Here is a 13,011-nt window from a genome sequence, read left to right as displayed (position 1 = left end):
ACCAACTAGAATCTAAAGTGAGAGAATGCTTTGTTTGCTTCCGCCATTTTGTGGGTATCCACTCTTTTCTTAACCGCAGCACCTTCTTCTTTTGCAGCAGCTAAAACTTCTGCAGCCAATTTTTGTGCCATTGATTTTTCATTACGCTTTCTTGCATAACTAATCAACCATTTCATTGCGGTTGAGATTTTTCTGTCTGGACGGATTTGCATTGGAATCTGAAATGTAGCACCACCCACTCTTCTACTTCTTACCTCAACATGTGGCATTACATTGGAAAGTGCATCTTTCCACAACTCCAAAGCAGTTTTTTCTTCGTCAGTATTTTTCTCTTCAACGATATCAATTGCATCATAAAAAACCTTAAAAGCAACTGACTTCTTACCATCCCACATCATCATGTTTACAAAACGCGTAACCAACTGGTCGTTAAACCTTGGATCCGGTAATAATGGTCTTTTCTTCGCCTGTCTTTTTCTCATCTCTTCTTATTTTTTAGGACGTTTTGCACCGTATTTTGATCTACGCTGTGTTCTACCTGCAACACCTGCAGTATCCAATGCGCCGCGGACGATATGATATCTAACCCCTGGCAAATCCTTTACTCTACCACCTCTAACCAATACTATCGAGTGCTCTTGGAGGTTGTGACCTTCACCAGGGATGTATGCGTTTACTTCCTTACCATTTGTAAGCCTAACCCTTGCAACTTTACGCATTGCAGAGTTTGGTTTTTTTGGCGTAGTCGTATAAACACGCGTACACACCCCTCGTCTTTGAGGACACGAATCCAAAGCAGCCGATTTACTCTTCTTGGTAATTGTGACTCTTCCTTTTCGTACTAATTGTGAAATTGTTGGCATTAAAATTTCTATTAAATAAAAATAACCCTCTTTTTGAGGGCTGCAAATGTAATGATAATTTGGAATAATTCAAATCCTATAAGATCAAATTTAAAATCCATCCCAAAAATCCAAAATTACACTCCAAATTAAAGGACTTCAAGGATCTTAGCTCCAAATGTTTTGCAGAACGAAGGCAACTCATACAATTGCATCCATATTTATAACTATCAGCAATCAATTTATAAACCCAATCTTTTACATTAAAAGTTATATTAGGATGACCTCACCATAATTATCGTTAAAATGCAACCACCATTCAGTTAAGATAAAAACCTCAAATTAACTCAGTGTATGACACCTCTACATCTTCAAGGTCACAATGAGCTCAACAAAACAATTCTATCACCAAAAAAATCCGACCACATTCCCTATTGTGCCCATAAAAATTTTTAACTTTTTGTTAAGATTTCAACATAAGGATAAAAGACGTCAGTGACCTTGTTAAAAAATCAGCAATATTTACCCCTATATATATTAAGGTATAGTAATCCTATTAAACCCAGATGGAATTCAGCCAAAGTACACCTTAACCAGAAATTGTGTTTTTCCGATTAAAAAGAAGGTTTTTTTTATAACTGCAACACTCCTCCCTTTCATTTTGGAAATATATAACACATTTTATTTGCTCAAAAAAACCAATCACAATGAATATCAATACCCGAAATTGAACAGTCAACAACTGACGATTTTTATTTCGGGGTCGCTCCATTTGCTAACAACGGCTTAAAATTTTAGTAAAATTAGTTTGGATTATTAACATGAAATTATGATTTTAGCGCCTAGCTAATTCAAATAATTTTAAAATGAGAACAAAACTTAATGGATTGTTAACGCTGTTATTGGCGTTTGTTGTGCAAATTTCCTTTGCGCAAGACAAGTCGATTACAGGTACAGTTACGGATGCCGATGGGCTTCCGCTACCTGGAGTCAACATTGTCGTTGAAGGTACCACAAACGGTACTCAAACAGATTTTGATGGAAATTACGCTATCAGCGCAAGTCAAGGTCAAGCACTACTTTTTACCTATATAGGTCAAAAAGCCGCAAGAAGGGTTATTGGTGCGGAGAACGTAATCAACGTTCAAATGGAAGAGGACGCACAAGCTCTTGAAGAAGTTGTGGTAACGGCCCTTGGTATTAAAAGGGAGAAACAAGCATTGGGTTATGCTGTTACCGAAGTAGGTTCCGAAGATCTTGAGCAGCGTCCCGAAGGTGATGTTGCAAGGGTACTTCAAGGAAAAGCCTCAGGGGTACAGATTACACAACAAAGTGGTCTTTCCGGTTCCGGTACAAATATCATCATTAGGGGGCAAACAACATTTAGTGGTAGTAACCAGGCGTTATTTATCGTTGATGGTGTTCCTTTTAGTACTGATACCAACCCATCCGGTAGAAATGGATCTCGTCAAGATTTCATTAACGGTAACAACGGTTCCAGTAGATTTTTGGATTTAGATCCAAACAGTATTGAAAGTGTAAACGTTCTTAAAGGTCTTGCAGCAGCAACGCTTTATGGATCACAAGGTAGGAACGGTGTTATCTTGATTACCACTAAAGGTGGTTCCTCAAGCCAAGGTCCTAAGAAGACTGAAATCACTGTCAATTCTTCAATGTTTTTCAATGAGATTGCTTCATTACCAGAATATCAGGATGTTTACGGTAACGGTTTTGACCAATCTTTTGGATGGTTCTTCAGTAACTGGGGACCTGCATTTGCTAGAGACGGAGCATCTGGATATGCAAACCAAGCTGCAATTGATGACAATGCCACATTGGCTCACCCATATTCTACTTCTACAGCTGCCATTCAGGCTGCATTCCCAGAATTTCAGGGTGCACGTTACGATTGGAGACCTTACGACAGTGTGAAGAATTTCTTCAAAACTGGTACAGTGGCCAACACCTCTATTAACGTAAGAGGAACTTCAGATGATGGAAAGGTCGGATACAACATGAACTACGGTTATCTTAAGGATAATGGGTTTACCCCTAACAACAGTGTTACTCGTAACACACTATCTGTTGGTGGTAGAGCAATATTATCTAACAAGTTCACCGTAAACGGAACCTTGAACTTTGCAAGAACAAAGTTTATTTCACCTCCGGTTGCATTGAGCCAGGGTAACGGTTCAACCGGTACTGGTTCTTCCGTGTTCGGTGACCTTTGGTTTACACCAAGAAGTATCGATATTCAAGGACTTCCTTTCCAAGATCCAATTACCGGTGGAAGTGTCTACTACAGACAGAACAACTCTATCCAGCACCCACTATGGACTGTGGCAAATGCTGAGACAAACCAAGAGACCAACAGGGTATTTGGACAGGCAACTGTACAGTACGAGCTAAACGATAACTTAAACATTGTTTATCGTGCTGGTATTGATGTCTATAGTGAAGGAAACACCAACTTCCAGAATAAAGGTGGGGTTAACAGTAATAGTGGAGATGTTAGATTGGCAAGTGGTGTTTATGAAACTTGGAATAACACCAACACTATTTGGGACCACAACCTTGTATTGAACGGGGATTATGATATCACAGAAAAAATTGGTTCTACTTTTAACGTAGGTGCTACTACAAGACGTGAAGTATTTAACCAAAACGGTGTTGCCAGTGATGGGCAGCAAGTTTTTGGAGTACTTAGACACTTCAACTTCTTGAACCAAAATGAGATTGAATCATTTACTGAAAGAAATATCGCAGGGGTTTACGCTCAAGCAGATTTTGACTATGACAATTTCCTTTACTTAACTCTTGCAGCAAGAAATGACTGGGTATCTAATTTCTCAAAAGAGAATCGCTCTCAGTTCTACCCTAGTGCAAGTGTATCTTTCATACCAACAGCTGCAATTGATGGTCTGAAATCTGAAAACGTACTGAACTACTTGAAGATTCGTGGTGGTATCGGGGTTTCTGCAAACTTTGACGTACTAACATCAGCATATCCAATTGCAAGTACTTTGACCTTGGATACTCAAGATGTTCAAGATGCAACTGGTAGAAACATCGTAACAAACACCACAGGATTTAGACTTGGTAACCCTAATCTACAACCAGAAACTTTGGAAGAGATTGAGATAGGTATTGAATCTAGATGGTGGGATAGCAGAATTACATTGGATGCATCTATTTACCAGAGAAAGACCAATGATTTGATTTTGGACAGACCACTAGATCCAGCATCTGGGTTTACTGTAACCGCTACCAATATTGGTGAGATTGAATCAGAAGGGGTTGAAATTGACTTAGGTGTAAATTGGTTCAGAGCTAAAGAAGAAGGTGCTTTTGATTGGAGTACAAATTTGAACTTCACTGCTTATGAAACTACAGTAACTGACCTAGGTCTTGATACTGATCAAGTAGTTTACTCAGGTTTCTCAAACCTTGGTAATGCAGCTATTGAAGGAGAGCCATTAGGTGTTTTCTTCGGAAGCCAGATACTTAGAGATGCCAACGGAGATTTTGTTGTAGGTGCTGATGGTAACTACGTTCAAGCACCAAATGATGGTATCATCGGAGATCCAAATCCAGATTGGGTAGCTAACGTAAGAAACAGTATCTCCTACAAAAACTTCACCTTAGGATTCCAGTGGAATTATACTCAAGGAGGTGATGTTTATTCTTCAACAATTTCAACATTGTTGGGTAGAGGATTGATTACTGAAACTATTGACAGGGAGAATACTTTTATCCTTCCAGGTGTAGATGCAAACGGAAATGTCAACAACAGACAGATCAACAACTCTACGTATTTCTTTAGTAACCTTTTATTTGGCCCAAGTGAACTACAAGTGTATGATGCTACCACAGTAAGATTGCAAGAAGCTTCTTTAAGCTACAGCTTGCCATCTAAGTTCTTGGATAAAACGCCATTTGGATCACTTACGTTTACTGTATCAGGAAACAACCTTTGGTACAGAGCGATAAACACTCCCAAGGGTGCAAACTTTGACCCCAACACTTCAGGTACTGGAGTTGGTAACGGTTTTGGATTTGACTTCCTTAACGGACCAAGTTCAAGAAGATACGGACTTAGTGTAAAAGCATCATTCTAAGAATAAAAACTATGAAAATAATGAGAAACATAAACAGATATATGACTTTGACGGTCTTGGGAGGATTGCTTGCATTCACCTCTTGCGAGACCACAGAGCTAGACATTACTGCCAATCCAAATGCTCTTACCCCGGATCAGGCAGGTGTTGACTTCTTTTTGAATTCAATTCAAGAAGATTTTGTAAGACAATTTGAAGGGGACGCTGATTTCGACTTAAATGACAACTGGCAATCTGGTGGTAATACCACTGGTGACGGTTTCAATGAGTTGGGAATGGAATTGACGCGTATAGTAAATATGAATGGTAGAAATTACCAAAGTGTATACCAAGGTAGTGACATGGACGATGAGTGGATCAATGCTTATAGAGGTGTTCTTGCAGACATTCGCGCTATGACTCCTTTAGCTGAAGCTGCAGCTCAGACAAGGCATATTGGTATTGCACAGTTCATTGAGGCCTATTTAATGATCAGTATGGTAGATTTCTTCGGTGATGTACCTTATTCTGAGGCTATCCAAGCAGGTGAATTGAATCTGAACCCTGCGTTAGATTCAGGAGCAAGTATCTACGATGCCATGTTGGTTCTAATAGATCAAGCTATTGCCAATTTTAATAGCACACCTTCTGCTGATCCAGCGGTTGATTTCTTCTATGGGAACGATTATGACAAATGGGTCAAAGCCGCAAATACATTGAAACTTAAGATTTATTCACAACGTAGATTAGTGGATACTAATGCAGCTGCAAGTTTTAATGCCATTATCACTGGTGGTAACTATATCCAGGATACGGCGGACGATTTTGTTTGGAGATGGCCTGCTACAAGTGCCACTCAGCCAGATTCAAGACACCCAAGGTATGGTATCAACTATCAAGCGGCAGGTGCAGGAGAGTACATGTCTAACTGGTTGATGCAAAAAATGGATAGAACAGATGATCCAAGAACCCGTTATTACTTCTACCGACAGACAGATGCAGTTCCTGGAGCTGAAATTGCTCCAAATGAGGAATTGTTGAACTGTTCTTTGGAAACTCCTCCTCAGCATTATATCAATGCAGGTTTTGGAGGCGATTTTTGCTGGTTACCAAACGGATTTTGGGGTAGAGCTCACGGTGAGGCTGATGGTATTCCACCAGATGGTTTGTTAAGAGCTACTTACGGAACCTATCCTGTAGGTGGTAGATTTGATGATGATAGCTTCTTGGCCATTAGCCCAACTGCTGGTGGCGGTGGAACTGGAATCACCAATTTATTGACTGCTTTTGGTGTAGACTTTATGAGAGCTGAAATGGCTTTGGTAGCTGGAAACACTGGGCAGGCACGTGGCTTCATGATTGATGGAATTACTAAATCAATAGCTAAGGTTCAGGGCTTCTTGGCCGGTAGAGAAGCTGGTGCAGATCTTTCTTTTGTTCCATCTGAAGGAGATGTAAATGCTTATATCACCCAAGTAGGTATCGATTTTGATGATGCTGATGCTGACGGAAAATGGGATGTATTAGGTGAGCAGTACTTTATTGCACACTTTGGTAACGGGGTTGAGCCATATAACTTCTATAGAAGAACTGGTTTCCCAACTACGCTACAGCCTAACTTAGAACCAGACCCAGGAACCTTTATCCGTTCCATGTATTATCCTACCGATGCGGTGAATAATAACTCGAACATTACTCAGAAAGCTGATCAAACTCAGCCTGTATTCTGGGATACTAATTCAAGTGCCCCTGCGGCCAATTAAAAAAGAGCTATGAACATAAAATTTAAATTCATGAAAAATTATAAGATATATGTCTTGCTTGTCATGGCAATCTTGGTTGCCTCATGTGAAACAGACGACAAGGTTACGATCACTGTGCAGGAAACTGTTGGCAGTGGTGCTATTCTTAGAACTCTAGATTCTACGGATCCAGACGATAATCCAGTGGACATGTTTGACACTGCTGCTACTTTATCATTTTCTCTTCAAGAGCAGGATGATCAAGGTGGAGATCTTTTGGACCGTGTAGAGATTACCGTAAGTTTTGTAGATAACAATGGAACTCCAGACGAGTCTGTGGCCAATGCTGCAATTGCAACCATCAACGAGTTTGGTGAGTTTGAAGGACTTCCAAGTTTTGACTATTCAGTTACATTGGCAGATATGCTTGCAGCAACTGGTATAAGCCTTACGCAATTATTGCCAGGTGATCAGTTTGTTTTGGATATGGAGCTTTTCACTACGGATGGAAGGTCTTTCAAAAATTCTGACACTACCGGTAACGTAAGTGGTGGTTCATTCTTTAGTTCTCCATACCAGTATACCTATACCACAGATGATGGTATTGCATTTGATATTGAGGATGTAAATGCTAATGAAGTTTCCTTGACAAATCCTAATGAAGATTTCGCAGTAAAAATCACCATTGATGATGGAAATGACCAAGCACTGTTAGAGACTTTGAATATTTATCGTGCATTTGTGGACAGAAGTCTTGCTGAGGGAGAAACAAGCAGATCGGAAGAAGAAGCGCTTTTTAAAACGTATACCATAGCAGATTTGGATATTGAGGAAGGTGTGAGCATGCTAGAATTGGATGTTACACTAGATGAACTTTATGGTCCAAACCTAACTTTCGATGACCTAGGTGTAAATGACGAATTCCAATTGCGCTACGAAATTGTTACCGCTGATGGAAGAATTGTTACCACTGATGAGAACGACACTGAGTATTACAGAGCTGTGTTTGTAACAGAGTGTGTCCAGTTGAATGCGGATGCTCCTTATCCAGGTGAATACACCATCAATCATTTTGACAGCTATGGTGATGGATGGAATGGTGCAGCTATATCTGTACAAATTGACGGTGGAGATGTTGTAAACTATACTTTGGAAGCTGGTGAGAATGGTACTTCAACCTTTACCGTTCCAGAAGGAGCTACATCTTTAGTCGTGAGCTTTGTATCAGGTGATTGGGATGGTGAGGTTACCTTTACCATACAAGATCCTAACCTCAAAACAGCTGCAGCTGTAGGTACTGCTCCTCCTGCTGTAGGTGAGATTACCTTGCTAGTTTGCGAGTAAAAATAATTTTATTATAAATAAAAGGGGCATTATACGTTGGTATGGATGCCCTTTTTTTTTGACAACCCGTCAAAATTTTATTAAATCAATTATACCTGTTGGTTTCGCTTTGTTTTCCCGACATATAAATTGGAGTCAAGCGTAAACCAAAGTCAGTTCTTTTTATAAAAAATTCTATGAAGCATACCTTTTTAAAACTGTTCTACATTCTAATTATAGGTTTGTTGGTATTCTCTTGTAATAATGATGATAACACAACTACAGTTGATGATGAGCCCACAGGCCAAAACCCTACTGATGATGAACCTACAACTGATGATGAACCTACAACTGATGATGAACCTACAACTGATGATGAACCCACTAACGAGGAAAAAGCTGGTACAGTCGAGTTTTTCAATGCGGATTTAACAGATGACAATTATATATTAATAAATGATGCCGGTAACGACCGTGTGTATTTGATGGATAAAGAGTCCATCATTTTACATGAATGGGACTTGCCAAGTGGAATAGGAAATGATGTTGAACTCTTATCCAGTGGCAAATTAGTAGGCATTATGAAAGCGGATGACCCCAAAATTGAATATGGTGGTCAAGGAGGGAAATTACAATTTGTAAACACGGATAGTTCAGTAGAATGGAACTTTGATTACTCTTCAGAAGAGTATATTACACATCATGACGTTGAACTGCTTCCCAATGGAAATCTAATTACCATTGTCTGGGAAAAGAGGACAATGGAGGAGGCTGAAAGTGCAGGATCCAGTTTAGACATCCCAGTTTTTCCAGAAGCCGTAATTGAAGTTGACCCTACGACCGATGAGATTGTATGGGAATGGCATTCTTGGGATCATTTAATTCAAGATCATGACGATACCAAGGACAACTTTGGTGTTGTTGCGGACAATCCCCAATTGATAAACCTAAATTATGTAACGGATAAAGAAGGGGACATCATGCACGCAAATGGGATTGAATATGATGAAATCAACGATTTAATCTATTTAAGCGTAAACTTTTATCATGAGGTCTGGGTTATTGACCATAGCACAACAACCGAAGAAGCAGCTGCCCATACTGGTGGAGCTAAAGGTGTTGGAGGTGATTTGGTCTATAGATTTGGAAATCCCAAGGCTTATGACAATGCGATGGGTGAAAGACTGTTCAGAAACAATCACCATCCTCGTCTCCTTTCTGGTGATGATTTGGGTAAAATATCAATTTTTACAAATGGGGCAGACTTGGAGCAGTCAACAGTATACGAGTTCCAAATTCCAGACCCCCTAAGTTTGCAACCTAATGTGGATAATGAACCGCAGGTTACCTGGAGTTTTACCGATCCAGAGCTGTATTCTCCAAAGGTTTCAGGAATGGTGAGGCTTCCTAATGGCAACAGACTTATCACCGAAGGTGATTTTGGACTTTGGGAGGTAACAGAAAGTGGTGAAGTGGTTTGGAAGTTTTCTAGCCAAGGTTTTTTCTGGAGAGCCTATTCATATGCAAAAGATGACCCGGCTATCATGGCTTTAGGGCTATAAGTAGTCATTATTGGTTTTCTTTATAAAAACTCCTTATAAACCTCTGCATAAATAGGCAGAAATTATAATAGTATATTCATCCAAATTTTGAAGATTTCAATGACAAGATTTCTCTCCATATTGCTGTTGTGCATCCTGATAGGAAGTTGTGGAAAAGCGAAAAAAAACGCACAGGTTACCCAGTCCGCTCCTGAGTCTTCCAAAGAAAGTCCTCTGTTCACAAAAATTGATGCAACTGCGAGTGGCATCAATTTTTCCAATACCATTGTTCATGATGTCTCCACGATGGAAAATCTTTTTGATTATGATTATTTCTATAATGGAGCCGGCGTTGGTCTGGAAGATTTAAACAATGATGGCTTGTTGGATGTTGTTTTCTGTGGTAATCAAGTACCTAACCGTATTTTTCTAAATGAAGGCAACCTAAGATTCAAAGACGTTACTCAATCCGCGGGTATCAATAACGGCAAGCATTGGTCCAACGGTATCACTTTTGTGGACATCAATCAAGACAAGTGGATGGATATTTATATATCCCAGGGAGGACCAAACTCTAGGGAGAATCGGAAAAACCTTCTATTAATAAATCAAAAAAACGGTTCGTTCACAGAAAAAGCTGAAGAATATGGCCTTGCCGATATGGGCATTAGTACGCAATCGGTTTTCTTTGATTTTGATAAAGATGGGGATTTGGATTGTTTGGTCATGAACGAAAATGAACTTTATGGGATGGATCCCGTAAGTCTGGAAAGATATATTGCATCCCATCCAGATGATCTGTATTTCAACTCTTCCCACCTTTACCGTAATGACAATGGTAAGTTTATTGACATTACCCAAAAAGCCGGATTGGAAAAACCTATTTTCGGACTTGGTCTGGCCGTTTCGGACATTAATGAAGATGGATGGATGGATATTTATATGGCCAGCGACTACTATCTACCGGATGTACTTTACATCAACAATAAAAATGGTACGTTTTCAGATAACATAAAAGAATCCACAAACCAGATATCCTTTTACGGGATGGGTATTGATATTGCCGACCTGGACAATGATAATCTTCAGGATATTTTTGTCCTGGACATGGCCGCAAATGACCATGTTAGATCAAAAACGCTTATGGCATCCATGAGCACCGGACGCTTTGATTATTTGGTCAACAAAGCCGATTTTCAATACCAGTACATGTACAACTCCCTACAAAAGAACATCGGGGGCGCTAGATTCAACAACATTGCCCAACTTTCGGGTGTTGCGAATACAGATTGGAGCTGGTCCGTTCTAATGAACGATTTTGACCTTGATGGCCATAAAGAAATCCATGTCACTAACGGATATCGCCGATACGCTCTAGATAATGACCTTCAGCGGCAAGTATTTGAAGCGCGTCAAAAATATGGCAACAGGGTTCCATTGGATGTGAAACAACGCTTGTACGAGTCCATGCCGTCAGAGAAACTGCCCAACATTATGTACAAACGTAAATCGGAACTATCCTTTAGCAATGTTTCCACAGATTGGGGATTAGATGATTTTTCGTTTAGTAATGGAGCCGCTTCTGGGGATTTGGACAATGATGGGGACTTGGATTTGATTATCAACAACATGGATGAAAATGCTTTTGTTTATCAAAACATGTCCGTTGAAGAAAAACGAGGCAATTACTTAAAAGTTATTGCCCAAGGAGATTCATCCGAAGAGTTTGCTAAAGTTAGAATAGACTTCGAAGGGAATTCTCAAATGGTTGAGATAAAAAGAGTTCGTGGGTATAGGTCAGCACAAGAAAACAATGCTTTTTTTGGCTTAGGAAACCACAAAACCATCGACACCCTTACTATTTACTGGAAATCCGGTAAGATGCAGCAAAAATTGAATGTTCCTGTCAACACTACAATTACATTTCAAGAAAGTGAAGCAAATCTGCCCATACCCTCTTCACAAATCAAAAATCAGTACTTCAAAAGCATAAACAGCACAGCGCTTGGATTAAATTTTGTGCATAAAGAAAATGTTTATGATGATTTTGAGGACGAGATTTTATTACCCTATAAACAATCCAATCTGGGTCCATTTATTACCAAAGGAGATATTAACGGTGATGGTTTAATGGATATGCATATTGGAGGTGCTTCTGGGCAATCAGGACAACTTTATGTGCAAACCGGGACAGGTTTTTCAAAATTAAGCTCCCCTGCCCTTTCCGGTGATGCACATTTTGAAGATATGGAATCTATGTTCTTCGATTTTGACGGAGATAAGGATTTAGATCTTTTTGTAGTGAGCGGCGGAAACGAATTTGCAGAGCATTCCTCATATCACAAGGACAGAATCTATATAAATGATGGCTCAGGGCAGTATACAAAGCTGGAAAGTGATGTGCTGGGTTCCTTTCCCAAAAATGGAAAAGCAGTGACCTTTATTGATTATGATAAAGATGGGGATAACGATATTTTGGTCGGGAACAGGGTTGTACCCAAAAACTACCCCAACCATCAATCATCCGCGCTGTATGAAAATGTAAATGGAGAACTGATAGATGTTACCTCCAAAGTGGCCCCCCAATTCTTAAATTTTGGGATAATCAATGATTTACAGACCACTGACATTAACAATGACGGCTGGGAAGATTTCATCGCTGTTGGTGAGTGGACAGGAATTGGCATTTTCATTAACGACCAAGGAACTTTTAAGAACGTTGGAGAGAACAATGACATTCTAAAAGAAAAAGGCTGGTGGTTCTCTGTCAACGAAACGGATATCAATAATGATGGACTTAAAGATTATATCATTGGAAACATTGGCCTAAACATCAAATTCAAGGCCTCTCCGGAAAAGCCCTTTAAAATATTTGCAGCAGATTTTGACGAAAACGGGACCAATGATATTGTTCTAAGCAAAAAATACAACGGTACTTATGTTCCTGTTCGGGGAAGGGAGTGTTCCTCTCAGCAAATGCCATTCATTAAGGAGAAATTCGGAACCTATACCGAATTTGCCAATGCAAGTTTGACGGACATTTACGGCGAAAAACTAGACACTTCCTATGAGAATAGTGTCACCGAGTTCAAATCCATTCTTTTGATCAACAAAGGAGGGTCTAATTTTGAAAAAAGGATTCTTCCTGTGGAAAGCCAAATGTTCCCTATTTTGGATTGCGCCATTATGGACATTAATAATGATGGCTATGAGGATGTGATCGCCGCCGGAAATATTTATGAAACCGAAGTAGAAACCCCAAGATTAGATGCCATTTCTGGAGTTATTTTGATGTCCAATGGAAAAGATGGATACAAAAGTGTCCCGTTCCAAGATTCTGGACTATTTTTGGACGGGAATGTGAAAAGTATCGAGGTCATAACCAATGCTAAAAACGAGAAATATTTAATCGGAACTACCAATAATGGTCCTTTAGCGATTCATAAAATTTCTTCTTAGCGTGCCT

General features: G+C 39.7%; 7 protein-coding genes. 5 read left to right on the top strand and 2 right to left on the bottom strand.

The features are described from left to right. Positions 1 to 5: 5 nt before the first annotated feature. Together rpsG and rpsL are read right to left on the bottom strand one after the other, a co-directional pair. Positions 6 to 482 (bottom strand): 30S ribosomal protein S7, encoded by a 477-nt coding sequence (gene rpsG / locus ACOQO1_RS17990; protein WP_097047024.1) that lies wholly within the window; start codon positions 480 to 482, stop codon positions 6 to 8. A gap of 6 nt (positions 483 to 488) precedes the next feature. Further along, complete coding sequence (rpsL, locus tag ACOQO1_RS17985) at positions 489 to 863, bottom strand: 30S ribosomal protein S12 (protein WP_031445118.1); 375 nt, start codon at positions 861 to 863, stop codon at positions 489 to 491. A gap of 845 nt (positions 864 to 1,708) precedes the next feature. Here rpsL and ACOQO1_RS17980 point away from each other — a divergent pair. From ACOQO1_RS17980 to ACOQO1_RS17960, 5 genes are all read left to right on the top strand, one after another. Then, positions 1,709 to 4,960, top strand: coding sequence for a SusC/RagA family TonB-linked outer membrane protein (locus ACOQO1_RS17980; RefSeq protein WP_420604260.1), 3,252 nt, complete (start codon positions 1,709 to 1,711; stop codon positions 4,958 to 4,960). Between the two features lie 20 nt (positions 4,961 to 4,980). Continuing rightward, on the top strand, positions 4,981 to 6,702 hold the full coding sequence (locus tag ACOQO1_RS17975; protein ID WP_420604259.1) for a SusD/RagB family nutrient-binding outer membrane lipoprotein: 1,722 nt from the start codon (positions 4,981 to 4,983) through the stop codon (positions 6,700 to 6,702). Between the two features lie 30 nt (positions 6,703 to 6,732). Next, complete coding sequence (locus ACOQO1_RS17970) at positions 6,733 to 8,025, top strand: hypothetical protein (protein WP_420604258.1); 1,293 nt, start codon at positions 6,733 to 6,735, stop codon at positions 8,023 to 8,025. Positions 8,026 to 8,201: 176 nt separating this feature from the next. Then, complete coding sequence (locus tag ACOQO1_RS17965) at positions 8,202 to 9,566, top strand: arylsulfotransferase family protein (RefSeq protein WP_420604257.1); 1,365 nt, start codon at positions 8,202 to 8,204, stop codon at positions 9,564 to 9,566. Between the two features lie 99 nt (positions 9,567 to 9,665). After that, on the top strand, positions 9,666 to 13,004 hold the full coding sequence (locus ACOQO1_RS17960) for a VCBS repeat-containing protein (protein ID WP_420604256.1): 3,339 nt from the start codon (positions 9,666 to 9,668) through the stop codon (positions 13,002 to 13,004). Positions 13,005 to 13,011 lie beyond the last annotated feature (7 nt).

This window comes from Flagellimonas sp. (assembly GCF_965222555.1).
Taxonomy (GTDB): domain Bacteria; phylum Bacteroidota; class Bacteroidia; order Flavobacteriales; family Flavobacteriaceae; genus Flagellimonas.
The sequence above is the reverse complement of the archived record's forward strand: the minus strand, read 5'-3'. Positions and strand labels throughout refer to the sequence as shown.

What these genes read in the sequence shown, in the direction of transcription:
- rpsG (WP_097047024.1), bottom strand. Translation starts at nt 482, where the DNA reads ATGAGAAAAAGACAGGCGAAGAAAAGACCATTATTACCGGATCCAAGG.
- rpsL (WP_031445118.1), bottom strand. Translation starts at nt 863, where the DNA reads ATGCCAACAATTTCACAATTAGTACGAAAAGGAAGAGTCACAATTACC.
- ACOQO1_RS17980 (WP_420604260.1), top strand. Translation starts at nt 1,709, where the DNA reads ATGAGAACAAAACTTAATGGATTGTTAACGCTGTTATTGGCGTTTGTT.
- ACOQO1_RS17975 (WP_420604259.1), top strand. Translation starts at nt 4,981, where the DNA reads ATGAGAAACATAAACAGATATATGACTTTGACGGTCTTGGGAGGATTG.
- ACOQO1_RS17970 (WP_420604258.1), top strand. Translation starts at nt 6,733, where the DNA reads ATGAAAAATTATAAGATATATGTCTTGCTTGTCATGGCAATCTTGGTT.
- ACOQO1_RS17965 (WP_420604257.1), top strand. Translation starts at nt 8,202, where the DNA reads ATGAAGCATACCTTTTTAAAACTGTTCTACATTCTAATTATAGGTTTG.
- ACOQO1_RS17960 (WP_420604256.1), top strand. Translation starts at nt 9,666, where the DNA reads ATGACAAGATTTCTCTCCATATTGCTGTTGTGCATCCTGATAGGAAGT.